Source organism: Crossiella sp. SN42, from assembly GCF_023897065.1.
In the GTDB taxonomy this organism is placed as follows: domain Bacteria; phylum Actinomycetota; class Actinomycetes; order Mycobacteriales; family Pseudonocardiaceae; genus Crossiella.
In genome coordinates this window covers 164,343-185,406 of the sequence record NZ_JAMHIV010000003.1, presented here as the reverse complement: position 1 = coordinate 185,406, position 21,064 = coordinate 164,343, and the positions used below count along the sequence as shown (strand labels likewise).

Sequence of the window (21,064 nt, the reverse complement as noted above, 5' to 3'; positions counted from 1 at the left end):
CCTGCCCGATCAAGCATTGCTGGAGGTTGCGGTGGCCCGAACCCGTACGGCCGCGATTGTCGGGGTGGTGTTCGCGCTGCTGCTCCTGGCCGGCGGGGTCACCCTCAGCTGGGGCGCCACCACCATGACCGACTACCGGGGCACCGTGGTGCTGGTCCTCGGCGTGGTGCTCTCCGGGATCGGTCTGCTCGCGCTGATCTCGGCTTTCCGAGGTCCGTCCTAGCGCGCCACGCGCCGTGCATAGGATGCCTCCGTGCCGCAGCCTGCCGATCTTGAGACCGTCCGTGAGTCCTACGACCGGGTCGCCGATGCCTACGTGGAGCTGGCCGTCGGCCGGCTGGAGACCGAGCCCTGGCTACGGGCCATGCTCGCCGGGTTCGCCGAGTCCGTGCGCGGGCTCGGCCCGGTCCTGGACGTCGGCTGCGGACCCGGCCACGTCACCGCGCACCTCACCGGGCTCGGCCTGGACGCCTCGGGCGTGGACCTGTCGCCGCGGATGGTCGAGCACGCCCGCGAGCAGTACCCCGACCTGCGGTTCTCCGTCGCCTCGGCAACCGAGCTCGACCTCGCGCCTGCCTCGCTCGGCGGTGTGCTCGGCTGGTGGTCGCTGTTCAACCTCCCACGGGAGGCGCTGCCCGGTGTGCTGCGGAGCTTCGCCGAAGCGCTCGTGCCCGGCGGGCAGGCGCTGATCGGCACGCACGTCGGCGACGGCGAGATCCACCGGACCGAGGGCTACGGTGGCCTGCCGGTGTCCTGGACGACCCACCTGTACCGCCCCGACGACCTGGTCGCGATGCTGGCCGAGGCCGGCCTGGAGCTGGTCGCCGAGCTGCGGCTGCCGCCTCGGCCGCCGTCGTCGCTCCCGCAGGTGCTGCTCACCGCGCGCCGCCCGGCCTGACCCCGGTCAGCCGCCACTCCCCTGCCACTTGGCGAACATCTCCCGCACGTCCTCGGGCGAGGCGGCGATCGCCTCGGGGTCGGGTTCGCCCGCGCTGACCCTGGGCACGTGCACCAGGGCGTCGTAGGCGGCCAGCGCGTCCACCTCGGCGTAGTACATGCCGTGGCACTGCCGGGTCACCGCCCGGAGGGTGTCGCGGTCGGCCGGGTCCAGCGTGCGCAGGTTGACGCCGAAGAGTCCGTCGTGGCTGGCCGCCAGCACCCCGTCCAGGCTGTCCGGCTCGGGCGCGGGCAGCTCCTCGAACAGCTCACCGGCGTGGAAGCCCCGGCCGAGCATCTGGCCCGGCCCCGAGGTGGTGCCGATCGCCCGGTACCGCTCCCCCAGCCGGTCGGCCAGGTGCACGCCGAGCGTGGTGATCGGCCCCGTCCCCGGCAGCGCGCCCGGCCAGCGCTGGACGTGCCCGTTGTGCGCGCCCAGCACGATCCGGTCCGCCCGGCCCAGGATCCACTCCACCGTGTCCGCGCTGGTGGCCTCCCGGCTGAACAGGGCGGTTTCCTGGTCGCCTGCGGCCATCGCGCGGACCACGGTGTCCACGGTGACGGTGGCCCGCAACGCGCGCACCGCCCATTCGTAGGCCTCCGCGCCGGTCCGCCGCAGGTACGGCAGTCGCCTGCTGGTCAGCCGGGTGTGCAGACCGGCAAGGCCCGCGGTCAGCGCGTCCCTGCGCTCGGGCGCAAGCCCGGCGTAGGCGCCCAGCGCGGCCGGGATGCCGAAGGCCGAGGGCACGGCGAAGGCCATCGCGGTCTCCCGGATCGCCGGGTCCGGCCGGAACTCCGGATCCGCCGCGGTGAAGTAGGCGAGCACCGCGTCCAGCATGGGCTGCAGGCTGACGTTCGAGCCGCCCAGGTCGAACCCGTACCAGCCGACCGCCTCCGCCGCTGTGCTGTTGTGCGCGCGCAGCCACTCCAACTGGGCGCGCACCGACCGCCACACCCCGGTCAGCGAGTTCATCCCGTTGGCCAGCACCGGGCCCAGCTCCCCCGGCCCGCCGCGAACCCAGTCGTCGACCTGCCTGCCCTCCACCACCCCGCTCTCCACCGCACAGGCACGGAACCCGTGCCGCTCCACCAGGTAGCGCTGCACCCGGTGCCGCAGCCGCGGGAACTCGGTGGTGTAGTGCCCGCTCTCGCCGATCGCGACCACCCTGGCCTCGCCGACCACCTCGTCCAGCCAGCTCAGGTCATCCAGCGGCGCGGCCGGGTCCAGCGTCGCCAGCGGCCGCACCGCGGCCCTGCTCAGCCGCGCGGCCGAGATCTCGGTGCTCATACGTCCAACCCCCGTCAGTTGCTTTCCCAACTTTGGGAACGGTACCAGATATGGGATCGTAGGCCCGTGGACACCCTCGACCTGCTGCTGCACCCCGTCCGCCTGCGCATCACCTGGTGCCTGTCCGGCGGGCGCACCGTCACCACCTCGGAGCTGTGCGCGCAACTGCCGGACGTGCCCAAGACCACGGTGTACCGCCACGTCGCCCTGCTCGCCGAGGGTGGCGTGCTGGAGGTCGCGGACGAGCGGCGGGTGCACGGCGCGGTCGAACGCCACTACCGCCTCCGCCAGGACCGCACCAAGATCGAAGGCGACGAGGCCAGGTCGATGACCCTGGACGACCACCGCCAGCTGTTCACCGCCGCCATGGCCGCCCTGCTCGCGGAGTTCAACGGCTACCTGGATCGCGAGGGCGCGGACCCGGCGACCGACCTGGTGGGCTACAAGCAGGGCACGGTGTGGCTGAGCGAGGCGGAGATGGCGGACCTGGCGGGCGAGGTGATCGCGCTGCTCCGGGCGCACGCGGCGAACCAGCCCACGGCGGAGCGCAGGCCGTACCTGTTCAGTCCGGTGTTCTTCCCGCTCGCCCGCCCGGAGACGCTGGCAGACGAGGCCTAGGCTCCGGCCCTCCGCCCGCCGGGCAACGCGGGCTCATCTCCGCTGCCAGCACCGGAGCGCTCAGCTTCTCCCCTCCATGCGTTTTGGCCCTTGCTCGCACTGCCGCTTGCTTTCACTCGTCACTGAAGTAATCATCACGAGAAAGTTCTTGAGAAAGACGGCATTACGCCTGGTCAGAACCGTGATCGACTACGGCAACGAGTCCACCAGGGTCGCGATTCGCACGGTCACCTCATCCGGGCGTTCCAGCGGCAGCATGTGCCCGGCCCCGGCCACGATGACCTGCTCCCCGCACCCGCACACCCTGGCGATCTCCGCGACGTGGCTGGTCGGGCACAGCCGGTCCTGGTCGCCCGTCATGATCACCACCTCCGCCCCGGACAGGGTGGCGCCCTCCACCACGGTCAGCGCGGCCTGGCGGTCGTGGCGGTCCAGGGCCGGTTTGAACAGGGCCACGGTTTCCGGCCAGTTGGACCAGACCATGTCGGCGGTCAGGTCCACGTCCTCAGCACGTGGTTTGGCGCCGAAGAGGAACCAGCGCAGGCCCGCGGTCTTGGCGGGTTCGATCTTCTCCCGCACCTTGCGCACCACCGGGCCGAACAGGCGTTCCAGCTCGTGCACCAGCCTGCCGACCGGTTGGGCGAGGCCGAGGTTGGCCTCGGCGAAGCCGCCCGCCGCGGTGGACAGCAGCACCAGGCCGCCGATCCGCTGGGAGAACAACCTCGGGCGGCGGACGGCCAGCGCGAGGGCGGCCATGCCGCCCATCGAGTGCGCGACCAGCACCACCCGGCCGCTGGGGATCGCGCGTTCGATGACCACCGCCAGGTCGTCGGCGAGCTGGTCGATGGTGGCGGTCTCGGCGGTGGCGGGGCTGGACTCGCCGTGGCCGCGGTGGTCGTAGGCCACCAGCTGCACCGGCCGCGCCACCGCGGTTTCCAGCACCTCCAGCTGCCGGGTCCATTCGCGGTGGTCCAGTGCGTAACCGTGCGCGAACAGCACGGTCACCGGCGCGGCCGGGTCGCCGCGGCGGATTAGGTTCAGCACGGTCCCGTCTTCCAGGAGCAGGGGTTCGCTCATGTCGGCCTTAACGACGTTCGGGGGGATGGGTTACGGCGGAGTGCGCGGCATCCCACGGACGTGGCGCAGGACTCAGTTGTGACTGAGCACGAAAAATGGAGTCGACCCCAAGTTTGCTGTCTGCTTCACTTTTCCGGTGAGCACACCGGGACTGCGGGAGCGGAAGAAGCGGGAGACCGCGCGCCGGATCGCCGACACCGCGCTGGCGCTGTTCGTGGACCGGGGTTTCGATCAGGTGACCGTGGCCGAGGTGGCCGCCGCCGCCGATGTCTCGGTGAACACCGTCTACAACTACTTCCCGGTCAAGGAGGACCTGGTGCTGCCGCCGGATGAGGCCTCGCCGGAGCGGCTGGCCGACATCGTGCGGGCCAGGGCGGTCGGGGTGTCCGCGGCTGATGCGGTGCTCGACCACCTGCGCGCCGAGGTCCGGCGGCGGGACCGGAAGGTGGGGCTCACCGCCGGGTTCGGGCGGGTGCTGCCGATGATGCTGGCCGCGCCGACCCTGGCCGCCCGGATCGAGCGCAGGGGCGCGGAGATGGTGGATGCCCTTGCCGCGCAACTGGTCCGGGAGACCGGCGAACGCGGGCTGCGGCCCCGGCTGGTGGCCGGTCAGATCGGCTGGGCGCACGCGCTGACCTTCGCCGAGGTCGGCAAGCGGACGCTGGCCGGGCAGCGTCCGGCGACCATCGCGGCCGCGGTGCTCCGGCTGCTGGACGGGGTGCGGGACGTGTGGGGAGAGCAGGTGCTGGGTTATGCCGTGCGAGAGGACTGAGCTGTGTTCCGGGTGACCATCAGGGGGAAGTTCGAGCCGCTGTCGGCCGCGCAGCGCGCGGCGCTGGCCGCGGTGAGCGGCATCGGGTACACCGACGCCGGCTCGTTCAGCCACGACGCGGACGCCACGGTGTTCAGCTTCCGCTGCCAGGTGCCGGCCGAACCGGACGACGATGACGGCATCGCCGAGCTCAAGGCGGAGGAACTGCTTGCCGCACATGGGATTCCGGTGCGCCAGGTGCTCAAGGTCGCGGTCACCGACATGCGCGACATCAAGATCAAGCGGAAGAAGCGCTGACCACGACCGCCGCCGACTTCTGAGTAGGTGCCGCAAACTTAGCGGTGGTACCGTCACGTCATGACGCAGGTGATCGGCCGGCAGGCACGCTGCGCGATAGCTCGCGGGGTCGACCTGCTCGGTGACAAGTGGGCGCTGTTGATCGCGCGGGAGGCCTGCTGGGGCCGCACCCGCTTCTCGGAGTTCCGGCGCAACCTGGGCATCGCCCCCGATGTGCTGGCCAACCGCCTGGCCGCGCTGGTGCACGAGGGTGTGCTGGAGCGCCGCGCCTACCGGGACACCGGGGCCAGGGCCCGCGAGGAGTACGTGCTCACCCCGGCCGGCCACGACCTGCTGCTCGTGCTGGCCGGGCTGGCGCACTGGGGTCGCGAGCACCGGCCACTGCCGGAGAGCTCCTCCCCCGTCTACACCGACGCCGACACCGGCGAGCAGGTCGAGCTGTGCTTCGTCACCAAGGACGGCCGCCGGGTCGAGCTCGACCGGGTGGACGCGGGCACCGGACCGGCGGAGTAGTGCGTTCGATCTCAGACCCGGCCGAGATCGCCTAGTACCGCCCGGCAGGTCCTGAGGTAGCTGAGGAACGAGGCCTGCAGGCCAGTCACGTGCGTTTCGCGCAGGACCGCGCTGGTGACGGCTGCGCCGCGGGCGGTGAGGTGGTGCAGGACGGTGGTCGTGTGCTTCGTGAGGTTCTGGTAGACGGCCAGGTCTCCCAGCAGCTCTTGCTCGTTGAGGGTCACGTGCAGCTTGGCGGCAGGCTGCCGGTCACCCATCTCCTGGAGCTGGGCGAAGATCTGACTGTCCGCACCGGTGACGCCGGGGCTGCCCGCTCCGATGCTCTCGAAGAGCGTGGTGCCGGTGAGCCAGGTGTAGAGGCTGAAAAGGCCGCCGTAGGAGTAGCCGAAAAGGCCGTGACCGCTCGTGGCCGTGCCGTAGTCGCGTTCGATCCGCGGGTGCAGCTCCGCGGTGAGGAAGCTCAGGAACGCGTCCGCGTGGGTGTCGCGCAGTTCGGCGAGGTAGGCGTCGGCTTCCTCGCGGGTCCTCGCGCCGGTTTGAACTCCCATTTCCACGGCGTCGATGAGCTCCTTGGCGATGGGCTCACCGGGCGGCACGAGGTCCCTGTTGCGCAGCCGGTCCCAGTGCCGCGCTTCCTCGCCCGCGTAGCCGACGCTGACCTGGAGGTAGGGCTGGATCCGCTGCATGGGATCCGCCTGGGTGACGATGAGCGGAGCCGTCAGGCCCACGGCCCAGTTGCCGTCGAGCACGTACACGGCAGGCGCCGGCGTCGTGGCGGGGTCGTAGCCCGGTGGCGTGGTGACCCAGACGCCGTAGTCGTGCCCACCGCTGGAGCGCAGCTCGAAGTAGTCGGTGTCGGCGAGGCAGCCCTGCCACATGGTGCTCATCGGAGATCCTTCACAACACGCGTCGTCGGTCTTTTCCAATGGATAAACTGTGGGAGTGACCCTGTCAAGCACCGAACGCACCGGCGACGCACGCGAGCGTCTCCTGGCCCGGCTTCTCGACGCCTTCGGCGAGGCCCTGCCCGCACCGGAGGTGTCACTGCGTGAGGTCGCCGCCCGGGCCGGGACCAGTCACGCCCTCCTGCGATACCACTTCGGGTCGCTCCCGGGCGTCTTGGCGGCCATGCTCAAGGCGCAGCGATCCCGTGACAACGAGGCGCTGTTCGAGGCCGCCCGGCAAGGCACCTTCGACGACCTCGTCCTGGCGATCTGGCGGACCTACACCCGCCCGGAGCAGCTGTCGCGAGTCCGCGGCTTCTTCCACGTCGTGGGTCTGGCCGCGTACAGCCCGGAGAACTTTCGTGAGTTCATCGACTCACTCGACGACCTGACCAAGACTCTGGCCTCGCTCGCGGAACGCGAAGGGCTCGGCGCCGGGGAAGCGCTGACCCTGGCCACCGTCACCATCGCCGCGATTCGTGGCCTGCTCCTCCAGGAGGTGCTGACTCCGGCAGTCCACTCGGCGGACGCGGTCGCCTTGATCCTGCGCATGGGCAAGGGCTGAGCCGCGTGCCGTCGCGGTACTAGGGCAGCTCGGCGGCGATCTCCAGCAGCCAGTGCGTGATCTCGGCGGTGTCGTCGAAGGTCGCGTACGCGGGCCCGTCCGGGGACCAGCTGCCGTCCTCGGCCTGCAACGAGACCAGGTGGTCGGCGATGCCGGTGGCCAGGTCCCGGTGGCGGGCGTCGTGACCGTGCCGGGCCAGGATCGCCGCACCCCAGCCGACCTTGTGGCTGAACGGGGTGCTGCGCAGGTGCTCGCCGCAGCTGAGCGCGTAGTCGGCGTAGCCGATGGCGGCGGTCAGGTGCGCGGGGTCGCCGCCGAGCTGGTGCAGGCGGGTCAGGTAGGCCAGCGGGTAGCCGATCATGAAGTACGGCTGGTCCGGCGCGCCGGTGCGCAGCACGTGCAGGGGTGAGTCGTCGGCGGTGCGCGGGCCGTGCTCATCGGCCCGCAGGTGGAAGCCGGTGGCCAGGTGGGGCTGGGTGACCAGGAGCTTGGTCAGCCAGTCGCCCGCGGCGCGGGCGGTGTCCAGGTCGCCGAGGGTGAGGGCGAGCAGGCCGAGGTGGGCGGTGCTGATCGCGTCCGGGACGCCGGCGTCGTTGGCGCTGAAGCCGCCGTCGCCGGTGCGGTAGGTCAGCAGGTGCCGGTAGGCCTGGTGGGCCACGCCGAACCAGCCGAGGCGGTGCGCGGCCAGGGCCAGCCAGCCGTTGGGGTAGCACCAGAACTCCTGGAAGACCGGGTTCGCGCTCTTCACGCCCTCGGCGGTGACGAAGTCGCCCTCCGGGGTGCCGAAGCGCTCGACCGCGACCTCCAGCAGGCGGCGGGCCTGCCTCGGGTGCCCGGCCAGGCCCAGTGCGGCCGGGGCCTTGTAGTAGCAGGCGAGGTCGGTCTCGCCGAAGCCGCCGTCGGGCCGCAGCCTGCTCAGCAGCCAGTCGGCGCCGCGGCGCGCGGCCGCCTCGTAACCCTCTGCCGAACTCATCGCCACACCCCTCTTCCCCGGTGGTCAGCCCAGTGTCCCAGCGCGGGAAGCCGCGGTGAAGCCATGCTGAAACCGGGCCGGGCCAGCCTGGTCGGCATGACCACGAAGTCGCTTTTGACCACCATCCACCAGCAGTTCCCCTGGATGCGCGGCGAGCAGCCCGCCGAGCGGGTCGCGTTCAACGAAGAGCTCGGCATGTGGGAGGTGTTCGGCTACGCCGAGGTCGTCGAGGTGCTCGGCGACAACGACAACTTCTCCGCCAACACGCTCAAGCTCATGGTCGGCGAGGAGGCCGCGGCGGAGTTCAACGACGGGAACCTGCTGCAGACCGACGCGCCCGAGCACCGCAAGCTCAAGCGGCTGCTCAGCCACGCCTTCACGCCCAAGACCGTGGCCGACCTGGAGCCCCGGATCGCCAAGCTCGCGCACCAGATGCTGGACCAGGTGGAAGGCCGGGAGGGTTTCGAGTGGGTGGCCGAGCTGGCCTACCCGCTGCCGGTGACCGTGATCGCCGAGATGCTCGGTGTGCCCAGCGGCGACAAGGACATGTTCCGCAGCTGGGTGGACGAGCGCTTCGGCAACGACATGCAGCTCTCGCTCAACCCGGGCGACCTGGAGCAGCAGCAGGCGATCCTGCGCAGGCAGTTCGAGATGGCCGAGCAGCTCACCGCCTACATGTCCGAGCACGCCGCCGAACGCCGGCGCAGCCCGCGCGCGGACCTGCTCACCGAGCTGGTGCAGGCCGAGGTGGACGGGCTGCGGCTGACCGACCGGCAGGTGGCCACCTTCGGCAGCCTGCTGCTGCTCGCCGGGCACATCACCACCACCATGATGCTGGGCAACACGGTGCTGCTGCTGGATGCCAACCCGGAGCAGGCGGCCAGGGTGCGCGCCGACCGGTCGCTGATCCCGACCGCGATCGAGGAGTCGATCCGGTTGCTGTCCCCGTTCGCCACCGCCTACCGGGTCGCCACCGCCGAGGTGAAGATCGGCGACGCGGTTGTCCCGGCCGGGCAGATGGTGCGGATGTGGACCGCGGCGGCCAACCGGGACGCCTCGGTCTTCGCCGACCCGCACACCTTCGACGCGGGCCGCGACCCGAACCCGCACCTGGCCTGGGGCCGGGGCATGCACTTCTGCATGGGCGCCCCGCTGGCCCGGCTGGAGGGCAGGGTCGTGCTGGACATCCTGTTCGACCGCTTCCCCGCGCTGCGCGTCGACCCGGACCGCCCGGTGGTGTTCATGCCCAGCCCGGAAACCCTCGGTGTGCGCAGCCTGCCGCTGCTCACCCGCTGACCAGCTCGACCAGTGCGCGGGCCGCCGCTTGCAGTTCCAGTTGCGAGCGGCCCGCGTAGTCGAGCCGGGCCTGCCGGTAGGCGGCCGGGTCGGCTCGTTCGGCGATGCCGGTGATCCGCGCGCCGGTCATGGTGGGCTGGAAGGCGCGGGAGAACCGGAACCGTTCGGCCAGCGCGATCATCCGCGCGGCCACCGCCGGGTGCCCGCGCTCCAGCCGCACCAGGGCCAGCGCGACCAGCAGCACCCCGCACACCGGGAACTCCTCCACCGTGGTGGCGGGCCCGACCGGGACGGCCAGCAGCTCGGCCAGCCGCGCGGGCAGCGTCTCGGTCAGGCCCGTCACCAGGTCCAGGCGGCCGTGCTGGGCGTGCGCGGCCACCGTGACGCCCTGGGCCTCCAGCGCCCAGTTCTCCGGCGAGACCGACCAGGCGGGCCCGGACAGCCGCCGCAGCACCGCGAGTCCTTCCTCGATCTGGCCGCGGGACAACAGGATCGCACCGCCGACGCCGAGGCGGAACGCCTCCTGGTAGGTGGCCTCGGCGTCCTCGGCCGGGGGCAGCCACTGCTCGGCCTCGTCCACCGCGCCCAGGTGCAGGTTGGCCAGCATCACGCCGACCCTGGTGCCCACGAAGTCCGCCGACAGGCCCAGTTCTTCCAGTTCCCGCAACGCGGTCTGGGACTCCCGCAGCGCGGTCCGCGCCCGGTCCAGCTGCAGGTTCAGCTCGGCCAGGCGCACCATGGCCAGGATCCGCAGCAGTGGCACGTCCGGGGGCAGCTTGGCCAGCATGCCTTCGGTGCAGCGCAGCGCCCGCTCCGGCACGCCGTCGCGCTCCCACAGGTAGCCTGCCATGAACTCCGCGGCCGCGGCCAGCAGCGGTTCCGGGCGTTCGCACAGCTCGCGCAGCACCTCGTCGTCCGCGCCCAGGGTCTCCACCGACTTGGTCAGCACCAGGGCGAAGGCCCGCACCGGTGAGTCCGGCGGTCCCGGTGGCAGCCGCCGCAGCGCCAGCAGGGCCCGCCCGGCGCGCAGGCCGCGGCCCTGGAAGTTGAACAGCGAGCACAGCACCGCCGCGGTGCGGGTGACCTCCAGCAGCTCCGGCTCCGGGCGGTAGCGGGCGAGCACCGGGGCGCACAGGTCACTGGCGCGCAGCATCCGCAGGTGGTTGTTGTCCACCAGGCCGAGAACGGCCAGCAGCGCGGCGGCCGCGACCGCCGCCTGGGGCTGGCCCCGGTCCACGGCCAGGCGCAGGGCGTGCGCGAGGTTGTCGTGCTCGGCCCTGATCAGTTCGGAGGTCGTCAGCGGGTCCGCGCCGAAGACGCCCTCGTGCCAGGCCCGGCCGATGTCCGTTGCCCAGCCCAGGAATCCGGCGGTGACCGCATCCTCCTCCCCTGCTGCCGCCCGCTGCCGCGCGCCGAACTCGCGGACGGCTTCCAGCATCCGGAACCGGGTGCCCAGCGGGGTGTCCACCACCGTGAGCAGCGACTGGTCGGCCAGGTGGGTGAGGTCGGCGAGCACCTCGGTCGCGCCGAGCAGGCTGCCCGCGCTCTCCGCGGTGAACCCGCCGGGGAACACCGACAGCACCCGCAAAGCCCGCTGTCCCTGGGGTGCCAGCAGCGCCCAGCTCCACTCCAGGGCCGCGCGCAGGGTGTGGTGCCGGGGCGGCGCGTCCCGGGAACCGCCTGCCAGCAAGGAGAACCGGTCGTCCAGCCGCCGCGCGATCTGGGCCACCGAGAGCAGCCGCACCCTGGCCGCGGCCAGTTCCACGGCCAGCGGCAGCCCGTCCAGGCGGCGGCACAGCTCGGCCACGGTGTCCGCGGGCAGCTCGACCTCGGGGCGGGCGGCCCTGGCCCGCTGGGTGAACAGCTCCACGGTGGCCGAGGGGCTCAGCTCCGGCAGCGGGTAGACCGCCTCGGAGGACAGGCCGAGCGGGGTGCGCGAGGTGGTCAGCACGCGCAGTTCCGGGGTCAGCGCGACCAGGGCCCTGACCAGCTCGGCCGCGCCGCGCACCACGTGCTCGCAGTTGTCCAGCACCAGCAGCGCGCCACCGGCCAGGACCCTGGCCAGCCCGCGGACCGGGTCGCCGAGGTCCGCGCCCAGCTCGGCGGCCACGGCGGGCGCGACCTCCTCGTCCGCGCCGATCCCAGCCAGCTCCACCAGGTGCACCAGGCGGTGTTCGGGGGCCCGGCTCACCGCGTGCGCCAGCCTGGTCTTGCCGAGACCGCCGGTGCCGACGATCGAGGTCACCCTGGACCTGCGCAGCAGTTCGGCCACCCGCCGCAGGTCCTCTTCCCGGCCCAGCAACGGGTTCGGCTCCTCCGGCACGCCCCGGCGCACCGCGGGCTGGGTAGCCTGCAACAACTCACGGTGGGCCTGCCGCAGCGGCTCGCCGGGATCAGCCCCCAGCTCGGCGCGCAGCGACTGCCGGTACCGCTCGAACCGCTCCAGCGCGGCCGAGGGTCCGGCGGTGGCCGCCTCGGCGCGCAACAGCTCCGCCAGCAGCTCCTCATCCCGCGGCCGCTCCTCGGCCAGTGCCGCCAGCGGTCCGACCGCCTCGGCGTGCCTGCCCAGCCGCGCCAGCGCGAGCGCCCTGATCCGCGCCAGGTCCGGGCCCAGCCCGGCCAGCCGCGCGCGCAGCCGGGCCACCGGATCCTCCCCGGCGGCGGGCTCGATCCCTTGGCACAGCGCGATTCCAGCCTCCGCCGCGGCCAGCGCGGCCAGGTGCTCCCCCGCGCGCGCCGACCGCTGCGCCTCGGCCGCGGCGGCCGCCAGCGCGGTCGCGTCCACCTGTTGTTCGGCCAGCGTGAGCCGGTAGCCGGTCGGGGTGCTGGCGATGACCTCCGAACCCAGCTGGGCCCGCGCGCGGGAGATGAGGATCTGCACCGCTTTCACCGGGTGCTCGGGCCGCGCCTCCGGCCACAGGCCTTCGACCAGCCGCCCGGTGCCGCACCCGGCGCGCAGGTCCTCGGCCAACAGGGCCAGCAGCGCGTGCAGGCGGGGGCCGGTGATCACGTTGCCGCGGAAGGAGATCCGCGACAGCAGCACCAGCTCCGCCCCCATGGCACCGGAGTCTAGCCCGGGCCGCGCACCCGCAGGTCGCCGCTGGTGATCGCGGTGCCCGGCGCCGGTCCGAGGCAGCGCGCCGCCTCCGCCTGCCAGGCCATGCCCACCAGGTCGCGGCGGCCGCGGTCGAGCACGCTGAGGCTGAACCGGTCCCCCGGCGCGATGTGCCCGATCCCGTGCACCCGGTCCACCACCCCGGTCACCACACCCACCGGCCCGCCGGTCCGCACGCAGTCCACGGTCGCGGTCAGCCAGCCACTCTCCCCTTGGTAGTGGTGCGCCATCCGGAATGTCGTGCCCCGCAGGTCGAGCTCGAACTCGCTGACCGGGTCCGACAACCGGATCTTGGCCGTCCCGGCCACCGTCGCGGTGTCCGCGGGCACTCCCGGCAGCGCCACCAGCGCCGCCACCACCATCACGCCGATCATCCTGACTCCCCCTCGGTGTTGGTCACCACCAGGGTGTCCGGGCGCGGCGGGAGCCGGTTCCCACCTCAGCGGGAACCGGCTCCCCCGCAGGTGTCAGACGCGGCAGATGGTCCGGTTCGACCAGGCGAAGTAGATCTTGTCGGCGTCGCCGATCCGGGTCGTGCCGGTGCGCACGCAGGTCTGCCCCTTCGAGCCGTTGTGGTAGTCGATGTAGACCTCGATCATGTCCTGGTCATAGGGGCAGTGGTTGTACAGGCCGTCGTTGCCGCTCTCGGAGTAGCCGCACGGGGCCGCGCTGGCCGGCGCCGCGAACAGCCCGGCGGCGGAGAGCGCGAGCACCGAAGCGCCGGCGAAGAGCTTGAAGGAACGCATGGAGTCCTCCCGGAAGACAGCGGAATCATCCCGAACATAGCCAGGCGGAACCGCTGTGGGACAACGGTTTCATCGGTGCGTGAACCCGTTGACAAACGATCAGGAGGCGAACCGTCGCCGGTACGCGGTTGGCGTCAGCCCGGTCTGCCGCCGTAGCTTGACCCGCAGGTTCGAGGCCGAGCCCAGCCCGCTGGCTTCGGCCACCCGATCCAGCCGCAGCTCACCGCGTTCGATCAACCGGCAGGCCAGCGCCACCCGCTCCCCGGTCAGCCAGGCCAGCGGCGTGGTGCCCAGCTCCGCCTGGAACCGCCGGTGCAGCGTGGCCTGGCTGACCGCCGCCCGCGCGGCCAGGTCGGCCACGGTCAGCGGGGTGTCCAGCCGCGCCTGCGCCCAGGCCAGCACCGGGGCCAGCGAGACATCGGGCACCTCGGCCACCGGCCGCTCCACGAACTGCCGCTGCCCGCCGTCCCGGTGCGCGGCGAAGACCAGCCTGCGACTGACCGCGTTGGCGATCTCCGCGCCGTGGTCGGCGCGGATCAGGTGCAGCCCGAGGTCCAGCGCGGCCGCGCTGCCCGCCGCGGTGAACACGTTGCCGTCGGCCACGTAGAGCACGTCCGGCGCCAGCCGCACCGCCGGGAACCGCGCGGTGAACTGCTCGGCCCACCGCCAGTGCGTGGTCGCCGTCCGCCCGTCCAGCACCCCGGCCTCGGCCAGCACGAACGCCCCGGTGCAGAAGCTGACCAGCCTGGCCCCGCGGGCCGCGGCCCGCCGCACCGCGGCCAGCACCGCGGGTGCTGCCCCGGCCTCCGGATCGGGCCGGTTGGGCACGATCACGGTGTCCGCGGCCTCGGCCGCGTCCAGGGTGGCCACGCCGGAGAGGGTGAACATGCCCCGGTGCATCGGCACCGACGGTTCGGCCGCGCACAGCGCGAACTCGTACCAGGGCCGCGCCAGCTCGGGCCGCCGCAGCCCGAACAGCTCGGTGGCGATGCCCAGCTCGAACGGGTTGGACCCGGCGTCCACGATCATGACCACCCGGTGCGAGGATCCACGCGACATACGCGATTCCTAGCACTCCCGCCCGCCGCGGGCCAGCCGCAGGATGACCTCATGACCACTGACTCGATCTCCATCGCCGCCGTGCTCGCCGGTTTCCAGGACCTGTGGAGCCCGCGCATCCTGACCCGTGTCAACGACTACGACGTCCGCGTGGCCAAGGTCCAGGGCGAGTTCGTCTGGCACAGCCACGCCGAGACCGACGAGTTCTTCCTCGTGCTGGAAGGAGAACTGCGCATCGGACTGCGCGAGGGCGGTAGCGAGCGGGAGGTGGTGCTGCCGAGGGGTTCGGTGTTCGTGGTGCCGCGCGGGGTCGAGCACCGGCCGGCCTCGGCTGAGGGCGCGTCGATCCTGATGTTCGAGCCGACCGGCACGGTCAACGTGGGCGACCGGCACGAGCAGCTCCCGGCGCACATCACCGCGACCACCGGCGTCGCGACCGGGTAGCCGGGCCAGCTCCTCGGCCGGCGGGCGCCGCACATCCGGCCGGTCACGTGGTGAGCTCGGTCAGTTCGGCCAGCACCTCGGAGGCGGTCACCGGGTCCAGCTCGGCGAAGGTCCGCGCGCTCCTCCCCTTGAGGTAGCTCCAGTCGGGTTCGTCGCCGAGCCACACGGTCTCGATCCGGTGCTCCGGGTCCATGTCGATCATCCCGACCGTGATGCCGGGGTCCAGGTTCATCACCACGGCCCCGCCGGGCACCGGGCGGGAGATCCACGGCTCCCAGCCGTTGTCCTGCGCCGCCGCCCTGACCCAGCCCCGGCGCTGGAGCCCGAGCACCTTGCCCACCGGCGCGACCACGCCGTGGAACCGGGCGAGCAGGTCGCCGCCGCGCTCTTCGTCGGTCAGCGTGTGCACCGGCCTGCCCAGCTGCGGGAACGGCTGCACGATCTCGTGGCCGGCGAAGACCTCCGCCCACTGCGCGAGCCGGCCGGGGATCTCCACCGGGTGCGCGATGCCGACCTTGGCGTCCTCGGGCAGGGTGAACGGATCGTCGGCGGCGTCGGCCAGCGTGCGGTCCTCGGTCAGCCGGAAGGTGCCGATCACGAGACCGTCCCGCTCCACCAGCCAGACCAGCCGCCGCACCAGGTGCCAGAGCAGCGGATGCCCGGCCAGCAGGGAGTGGAACTCCTCGGCGCGCCAACGACGCTGGCCGGTCATCGCCCGTTCCAGCCGCACGATCTGGTCCGCGGCGATGGTGCGCACGTCCTTCTTCAACGCGCCGAATCGCTTGTGCGCCAACGGAGCCAGCTCCGCGTCGTCGCGCACGCCGGGCTTGGGCAGGTCCTTGAGCCGCTTGCCGCCGGCGTCGAGCACGAACGGTTTGAGCTGCTCGTCGAAGCCCACGGTGAAGGTGCGGGTGCCGTAGTCGAGGGTCAGCGTGCCGTGCTGGTCAAGGCCGAGGTCGGGCACCAGGCGGTCGGCCAGCTCGTCCGAACTCAGCCCGAGGCCCTCGGCCACCGCCGCGATCTTCTCCACCGCCCGCTCGCGCAACGCCTTGAACTTCACCCGCTGCGAGATCGAGTGCAGGTGCGCCAGCGCCACGTCGGTGCCGATCATGGCCAGCACGGTCAGCCCGGTCACCGCCCGCGCGTGCCCGCCCTCCCCCGGCCAGGCGCGGACCACCGGGGCCAGCCTGCGCACCGTCTCGTCGTCGCCGAGGCTGCCCAGCGCGGTCAGCGCCCAGCCGTCGCGCGCCGGGGCGTCCGCGATCCGCCAGCGCTGGAACAGCGCCCAGGCGAACTCGGCCAGGGAGTCCGGATCGCAGGCCTGCCGGACCGGGTCGAGTCCGGGGTGCTCCGCTTCGGGACTGCTCAGCGCGAGCATCGAGATCAGGTGCCGGGCGGCCGCGGCGGACAGCGCGTGCTGCCGGTCGCGCAGCAGAACCTGGGGCAGCACAACAGGATCCGCCCAGTCGCCGACCTTCGGAGCCTTCGTCCACTGTGGACTGACGAGTTCCGGGGGCAGCTCCGCCTCCGGTGCGTCGGCGATCCGGCCACGCTGGACCTCCTCGACCACCGCCCGCAGCTCCGCGGGCAGTTCCGCCGCGAGCTCGGGTTTGGTCACCGCCTGCATCCTCGCCAGCACCGCGACCAGCGTGGGACCCGGCCGCTCGGCCGCGGCCTTGGTCAGCAGGCGCAGCGCGCGCACCGGGTACCGCTCCATCACCGCCAGCAGGGCGCCGCCGACGAGCTTCCGCCCCAGCCTGGCCAGCAACACCTCGAACGCCTCGTCGGTGGGCAGCAGGCCCAGCACCCCGAGGACGAACTCGCGCTGGTAGGCGGCCAGGTCGTCGCCGTCAAGCACACGCCCGAGGAACGGCGCGATCGGCGGTCCCACCGCCTCGACCGCGGTGCGCAGCACGTCCGATTGGGCCAGCCCTCTCGGCAGGACGTCCTCGTGTCCGGCGAGCAGGCGGAGCTGGTCGACGGAGTCCACCGCGCAGAGCAGCAGCTCGGCGGCGACCAGTTCCGCCCCGGCGCTCAGCTCGACGCAGAGCCGGTCCACCCAGTCCCGGCGGGTCGGGGCCAGGTAGGCGGCGCACAACCGTCGGCGTTCGTTGCCCTGGAGCCCGGCCAGCGCCTCGACCGCGGCCAGGTACTCGGGCTCGGTCGCGGCGGCCAGCAGCGCGCGCACCCGGATCGCGATCCCGTGGCCCTCCCAGCCCCACTCGAAGGTCTCGTCCTCGCCGACCTTCAGCGAGCAGCCTTCCGGCTCCACGGAGGTGGTCCGGCACTGGAGATCGGTCAGCTCGCTGGTCGCGCGGGCCGCGAAGGCCACGCCGTGCTGCTCCGCCCACAGGTCGGCGAAGGCGACCAGGCCGTCGGCTTCCCGCCACGAGGCGCCGCGGTAGGCGGCGATCTCCGCGACCGCCGCCGCGCCCAGCGCGTCCGGTTCGCCGCGCAGGTACGCCTGGGCCGCCGCGGCCAGGCGCGGCTCGCACCGCACGGGTGCCAGCACCACCGCGAGGTCCCCGGCCAGCTCCTCGATCCGCTTGCGCGCGGAGGCGACCCGCACCGGGTCCACCGCCACCGCCGGCACGGGGCCGGTCCCCCGCCGGGGGTGCATGTACTCGCGCCAGCTCTCCGGAACCGCCCATGCCTGCTCGCGGTCCGCCACGATCTCCCCCATGTGCGTTCGTTCCCCCTTGTCGCAACCTGATTCCAGCTGCGGAGAACACTAGGGGCAGGCACCGACAACGTTCGCCGCCGCTGCTGACGCCCGTTACTTCCCGGCCTCGGCCTTCATCCGCGCGTTGTCCGCGGTCACCTTCCGCGCCGCGCCGAACAGCCCGATCGAGGTCAGCAGCAGCCCCAGCGGGATGACGATCAGCAGGCTCTGGCTCAGTCCCTCGGCCGCGGCCCGCGCCGGGCTCAGGCCGACCGCCGCCGCGGCGAACCGGTCGGACAGCGCACCGGCGATCACCGGCCCGGCGAACCCGCCCAGCAGGTAGAAGGCGGCGAAGAACACCGACACCGCGGTCGCCCGCAGCCGGGGCTCGACCACGTCGGCCAGCGCCGGGTAGACGGAGGTGAAGTACAGGTACTGCAACAGCCAGCCCGCGGAGAACAGCAGCACGAACCAGCCGACCGAGTCCGGGCCGAGGGAGAGCGCGGCGAAGGTCAGCGGCGCGGCCAGCAGCAGGGCGATCGCGCCGGTGTAGACCCGCCCGGCCGGTGAGTGGTGGCTGGCCCGGTCGGCGATCCGGCCGCCCAGGATCAGCCCGGCCAGTCCGGTCACCCCGATCACCACGCCGGTGAGCATGCCGCCGGTGGCCAGGCTGGTTCCGAAGTAGCGCTGGAACAACGGCACGCTGAAGGTGGCCACCGAGTAGGAGGCGACCTGCGAGCCGATCCCGGCGACGATCAGCCACCACAGCGTGCGGATCCGCAGCACCCGGCGGAAGGCGTGGCCGAGCACGCCCGGCGGCGGCGCGACGGTCTCCATGGCGCCGCGGGCCGGCTCGCGGATGAACATCATCAGCGCCGCGACGAACAGGCCGGGCACCGCGGCGATGTAGAACGCGGTGCGCCAGCTGCCGGAGGCCTCGGTGATCGGTCCGATGGTGAAGAAGGCCAGCACCAGGCCGAAGGGCAGGCCGAGCTGGAGCAGCGAGGTGGCGCGGGCGCGGCGTCCGGCCGGGTAGAGGTCGGCCAGCATGGAGTTGGCGGCCGGAGCGAAGCTGGCCTCGCCGACGCCGACCAGCATCCGCACCACCAGCAGGCTGATGAAGCCGCCGACCAGGCCGGTGGCCGCGGTCAGCAGGCTCCACGCGAGCAGGCCGGTGACCAGGATGGTCCGGCGGGAGGTGCGGTCGGCCAGCCTGCCCAGTGGCACCCCGAAGACCGCGTAGACCACGGTGAACGCGCCGCTGAGCAGGCCGATGTGGGTGTCGGTCAGGGCGAACTCGAGCTTGAGCGGCTCGACCACGATGGCCGGGATGGTCCGGTCGTAGAAGTTGAGCAGGTTGGCCGCGAACAGCAGACTGAGGATTCCGGCGGGACTGCTCACCCTGCGGGTCTGGTCAACCGCCATGGCTCCTCCAGGTGCATCGGGAACGTCGTCGTTCCACACTGCGTGGGGAGGCCTAACCTAGGTCATGGAGGGGCTGACAGGTAAGGGCGAAAAGTGGCCAACCAGGTAGAAGTGGCGCTCCGCAGGGGCGAGACCTACGCCGGCCGGTCCCGCCGGGAGCGGGCAGCCGACCGGCGGGAGCGGCTGGTGGCCGCGGCGGTCCGGCTCTTCGCCGCGCGCGAGTACGACGAGGTGACCGTGGCCGAGGTGTGCGCGCAGGCCAAGGTGTCCAAGCGGTACTTCTACGAGTACTTCGCCGACCGCCAGGAGCTGCTGCGCACGGTGCACCGCGAGCAGAACGACTGGCTGCTCGCCGCGGTCACCGCCGCCGCCCCGAAGGCACCGGCGAACCTGACCGAGCTGCTGCACCCCATGATGACCACCCTGGTGCGCAGCCTGCTGGCGCACCCGGAGCGGGCCAGGGTCATCTACCTCAACGCACCGCGGATGGAGCTGCGCCGCCGCGCCGCCCTGCACCGGGACGCCGAACTGCTGGGCCGCCTGGTCCGCAGGGCCACGGGCAGGCCTAGGGACCGGCTGCGGCACGACCGCCTGCTGCTGGCCACGGTGGCCGGCATCAGCGAGATCGTCATCGACTGGCTGACCAGGGGCCTGACCGACCCGCCGGAGCCCCTGGCCGAGCACCTCACCGACCTCGCCGTGGCCATCCTCAGCAGCTGAGGAACGCCGCCGTTCCGATCAGCAGTCGCGCAGGAACCGGTCCAGCACCCGGGTGCCGAACTGCAGCGCGTCCACCGGCACCCGCTCGTCCACACCGTGGAAGAGCGCGGAGAAGTCCAGGTCCGCGGGCAGCCGCAGCGGCGCGAACCCGAAGCAGCGAATGCCCAGCCGGCTGAACGCCTTCGCGTCGGTGCCCCCGGAGAGCATGTAGGGCACCAGCTTCGCGCCGGGGTCCTCGGCCAGGATCGAGGCGGACATGGTGTCCACCAACCTCCCGTCGAAGGTCGTCTCCACCGCAGGCAGGCTCGCGATCCACTCGCGTTCCACATCCGGCCCGAGCACCGCGTCCAGCTCCCGCTCGAAGGCCTCCTGCCGCCCGGGCAGGATCCGGCAGTCCACGGTCGCCTCCGCCGTGCTGGGAATGACGTTGGCCTTGTACCCGGCGTCGAGCATGGTGGGGTTGGCGGTGTCCCGCAGGGTGGCGCCGATCATCCGGGCCATGTTGCCCAGCTTCGCCACGGTCCCGTCCAGGTCGTCCTCCGGGAACTCCAGTCCGGTCAGCTCGCTGATCCCGGCCAGGAACTCCCGCACCGAGTCGGTCATGACCAGCGGGAACCGGTGCCGCCCCAGCCGCGCGACCGCCTCGGCCAGCTTCGTCACCGCGTTGTCCTCGTGCACCATCGACCCGTGCCCGGCCCGCGCCCGGACCCGCAACCGCATCCAGGCGATGCCCTTCTCCGCGGTCTCGATCAGGTACGCGCGAACCCCGTCCTTCACCGTGATCGAGAACCCGCCAACCTCCCCGATCGCCTCGGTGACCCCCTCGAACAACTCCGGCTTGTGATCAACCAGCCACTGCGCCCCCTGGAGCCCCCCGGCCTCCTCATCAGCGAGGAAGGCGAACACGATGTCCCGAGGCGGCACCACCCCGTCCCGCTTCAACCGCCGCGCCGTGGCCAGGGTCATCGCGACCATGTCCTTCATGTCAACGGCCCCACGCCCCCACACATACCCGTCCTGCACCGCCCCCGAGAACGGATGCACGGACCACTCGGAAGCATCAGCCGGCACCACGTCCAGATGCCCGTGCACCAGCAACGCCCCCCGGCTGGAGTCCGCCCCCGCCAGCCGCGCGACCACGTTCCCGCGCCCCCGAGCACCCGACTCGACGTAGGTGGTCTCGAACCCCACCTCAGCCAACTGCTCCGCCACGTACTCCGCGGCCGCCCGCTCCCCCACCAGCGTGTCCGGATCCCCGGTGTTGGTGCTGTCGATCCGGATCAGCTCACTGGCGAGGCGCACCACCTCGTCCTCAGCGACCCGCTGACTCCCTACCCGCTGCTCGCTCACCAGGCCTTTCTATCACCGGAACGGCCACTTGACCCGCCCCAGCCATCCGATTTGGAACCGGCCCAGTTGATCAGCTAACCTTCACCTGCCTGGCGGGAGACCGCCAAGTCCGGGTGGCGGAATGGCAGACGCGCTAGCTTGAGGTGCTAGTCCCCGAAAGGGGGTGGGGGTTCAAGTCCCCCCTCGGACACCACCACGTAGCGTCCCTGCTACATCTGACGTTGTCGTGTTCAAGCACGCTTGAACACCCCGCCGCGACTTCTG

At 72.3% G+C, this 21,064-nt stretch carries 21 protein-coding genes and 1 tRNA gene; 11 read left to right on the top strand and 11 right to left on the bottom strand.

What is annotated here, in order from left to right:
- Window positions 1-31 precede the first annotated feature (31 nt).
- Both M8C13_RS05635 and M8C13_RS05630 read left to right on the top strand, forming a co-directional pair.
- Window positions 32-223: a hypothetical protein gene (locus M8C13_RS05635; RefSeq protein WP_252479388.1), complete on the top strand. Its 192-nt coding sequence runs from the start codon at window positions 32-34 to the stop codon at window positions 221-223.
- A gap of 30 nt (window positions 224-253) precedes the next feature.
- Window positions 254-898 (top strand): class I SAM-dependent methyltransferase, encoded by a 645-nt coding sequence (locus M8C13_RS05630; RefSeq protein WP_252479387.1) that lies wholly within the window; start codon window positions 254-256, stop codon window positions 896-898.
- Between the two features lie 6 nt (window positions 899-904).
- On the opposite strand, the gene M8C13_RS05625 is transcribed toward M8C13_RS05630, so the two are convergent.
- Window positions 905-2,224, bottom strand: a complete 1,320-nt coding sequence (locus M8C13_RS05625) for an erythromycin esterase family protein (protein WP_252479386.1) — start codon at window positions 2,222-2,224, stop codon at window positions 905-907.
- Between the two features lie 66 nt (window positions 2,225-2,290).
- Here M8C13_RS05625 and M8C13_RS05620 point away from each other — a divergent pair, with 66 nt between their 5' ends.
- On the top strand, window positions 2,291-2,842 hold the full coding sequence (locus M8C13_RS05620; RefSeq protein ID WP_252479385.1) for a helix-turn-helix domain-containing protein: 552 nt from the start codon (window positions 2,291-2,293) through the stop codon (window positions 2,840-2,842).
- A 189-nt stretch (window positions 2,843-3,031) separates the two neighbouring features.
- On the opposite strand, the gene M8C13_RS05615 is transcribed toward M8C13_RS05620, so the two are convergent.
- Window positions 3,032-3,919 (bottom strand): alpha/beta fold hydrolase, encoded by an 888-nt coding sequence (locus M8C13_RS05615; protein WP_252479384.1) that lies wholly within the window; start codon window positions 3,917-3,919, stop codon window positions 3,032-3,034.
- A 136-nt stretch (window positions 3,920-4,055) separates the two neighbouring features.
- Between M8C13_RS05615 and M8C13_RS05610 the strand changes: the two genes are divergently transcribed.
- The 3 genes from M8C13_RS05610 to M8C13_RS05600 are packed head-to-tail and all read left to right on the top strand — an operon-like array spanning window position 4,056 to window position 5,501.
- On the top strand, window positions 4,056-4,691 hold the full coding sequence (locus tag M8C13_RS05610) for a TetR/AcrR family transcriptional regulator (RefSeq protein ID WP_252479383.1): 636 nt from the start codon (window positions 4,056-4,058) through the stop codon (window positions 4,689-4,691).
- 12 nt (window positions 4,692-4,703) lie between these two features.
- Complete coding sequence (locus M8C13_RS05605; RefSeq protein ID WP_252479382.1) at window positions 4,704-4,988, top strand: DUF6204 family protein; 285 nt, start codon at window positions 4,704-4,706, stop codon at window positions 4,986-4,988.
- A gap of 60 nt (window positions 4,989-5,048) precedes the next feature.
- On the top strand, window positions 5,049-5,501 hold the full coding sequence (locus M8C13_RS05600; protein WP_252479381.1) for a helix-turn-helix domain-containing protein: 453 nt from the start codon (window positions 5,049-5,051) through the stop codon (window positions 5,499-5,501).
- Window positions 5,502-5,512: 11 nt separating this feature from the next.
- On the opposite strand, the gene M8C13_RS05595 is transcribed toward M8C13_RS05600, so the two are convergent.
- Window positions 5,513-6,388: an alpha/beta hydrolase gene (locus M8C13_RS05595; RefSeq protein ID WP_252479380.1), complete on the bottom strand. Its 876-nt coding sequence runs from the start codon at window positions 6,386-6,388 to the stop codon at window positions 5,513-5,515.
- A 55-nt stretch (window positions 6,389-6,443) separates the two neighbouring features.
- On the opposite strand from M8C13_RS05595, the gene M8C13_RS05590 reads away from it, so the two are divergent.
- Window positions 6,444-7,010 carry a TetR/AcrR family transcriptional regulator gene (locus M8C13_RS05590; protein WP_252479379.1) on the top strand — a complete coding sequence of 189 codons (567 nt, stop codon included), beginning with the start codon at window positions 6,444-6,446 and terminating at the stop codon, window positions 7,008-7,010.
- A 19-nt stretch (window positions 7,011-7,029) separates the two neighbouring features.
- Here M8C13_RS05590 and M8C13_RS05585 read toward each other — a convergent pair whose 3' ends face one another.
- Window positions 7,030-7,983: a prenyltransferase/squalene oxidase repeat-containing protein gene (locus M8C13_RS05585; RefSeq protein WP_252479378.1), complete on the bottom strand. Its 954-nt coding sequence runs from the start codon at window positions 7,981-7,983 to the stop codon at window positions 7,030-7,032.
- A 63-nt stretch (window positions 7,984-8,046) separates the two neighbouring features.
- Here M8C13_RS05585 and M8C13_RS05580 point away from each other — a divergent pair, with 63 nt between their 5' ends.
- On the top strand, window positions 8,047-9,279 hold the full coding sequence (locus M8C13_RS05580) for a cytochrome P450 (protein WP_252479377.1): 1,233 nt from the start codon (window positions 8,047-8,049) through the stop codon (window positions 9,277-9,279).
- Here the strand turns inward: M8C13_RS05580 and M8C13_RS44995 are convergent.
- The 4 genes from M8C13_RS44995 to M8C13_RS05560 all read right to left on the bottom strand — a co-directional run bounded on the left by M8C13_RS44995 (window position 9,269) and on the right by M8C13_RS05560 (window position 14,199).
- A complete protein-coding gene (locus M8C13_RS44995) occupies window positions 9,269-12,337 on the bottom strand; it encodes a BTAD domain-containing putative transcriptional regulator (protein WP_305883922.1) in 3,069 nt (1,022 codons plus the stop codon). The genes M8C13_RS05580 and M8C13_RS44995 overlap by 11 nt on opposite strands.
- Before the next feature lie 11 nt (window positions 12,338-12,348).
- Entirely contained in the window at window positions 12,349-12,768 is a 420-nt protein-coding gene (locus M8C13_RS05570) for a hypothetical protein (RefSeq protein ID WP_252479376.1), read from the bottom strand.
- A gap of 93 nt (window positions 12,769-12,861) precedes the next feature.
- Window positions 12,862-13,140, bottom strand: coding sequence for a DUF6355 family natural product biosynthesis protein (locus M8C13_RS05565; protein ID WP_252479375.1), 279 nt, complete (start codon window positions 13,138-13,140; stop codon window positions 12,862-12,864).
- A gap of 99 nt (window positions 13,141-13,239) precedes the next feature.
- Entirely contained in the window at window positions 13,240-14,199 is a 960-nt protein-coding gene (locus tag M8C13_RS05560) for a helix-turn-helix domain-containing protein (RefSeq protein WP_252479374.1), read from the bottom strand.
- Window positions 14,200-14,250: 51 nt separating this feature from the next.
- Between M8C13_RS05560 and M8C13_RS05555 the strand changes: the two genes are divergently transcribed.
- Window positions 14,251-14,643, top strand: a complete 393-nt coding sequence (locus M8C13_RS05555; protein ID WP_252479373.1) for a cupin domain-containing protein — start codon at window positions 14,251-14,253, stop codon at window positions 14,641-14,643.
- Window positions 14,644-14,686: 43 nt separating this feature from the next.
- On the opposite strand, the gene M8C13_RS05550 is transcribed toward M8C13_RS05555, so the two are convergent.
- Both M8C13_RS05550 and M8C13_RS05545 read right to left on the bottom strand, forming a co-directional pair.
- Window positions 14,687-17,326, bottom strand: a complete 2,640-nt coding sequence (locus M8C13_RS05550; protein ID WP_252479372.1) for a DUF4132 domain-containing protein — start codon at window positions 17,324-17,326, stop codon at window positions 14,687-14,689.
- A gap of 93 nt (window positions 17,327-17,419) precedes the next feature.
- Window positions 17,420-18,730, bottom strand: a complete 1,311-nt coding sequence (locus M8C13_RS05545) for an MFS transporter (protein WP_252479371.1) — start codon at window positions 18,728-18,730, stop codon at window positions 17,420-17,422.
- Window positions 18,731-18,823: 93 nt separating this feature from the next.
- On the opposite strand from M8C13_RS05545, the gene M8C13_RS05540 reads away from it, so the two are divergent.
- Entirely contained in the window at window positions 18,824-19,450 is a 627-nt protein-coding gene (locus tag M8C13_RS05540; RefSeq protein WP_252479370.1) for a TetR/AcrR family transcriptional regulator, read from the top strand.
- 18 nt (window positions 19,451-19,468) lie between these two features.
- On the opposite strand, the gene M8C13_RS05535 is transcribed toward M8C13_RS05540, so the two are convergent.
- Complete coding sequence (locus tag M8C13_RS05535) at window positions 19,469-20,800, bottom strand: M20/M25/M40 family metallo-hydrolase (RefSeq protein WP_252479369.1); 1,332 nt, start codon at window positions 20,798-20,800, stop codon at window positions 19,469-19,471.
- 107 nt (window positions 20,801-20,907) lie between these two features.
- On the opposite strand from M8C13_RS05535, the gene M8C13_RS05530 reads away from it, so the two are divergent.
- Window positions 20,908-20,993, top strand: a tRNA-Leu gene (locus M8C13_RS05530).
- The last annotated feature ends 71 nt before the right edge of the window (window positions 20,994-21,064 follow it).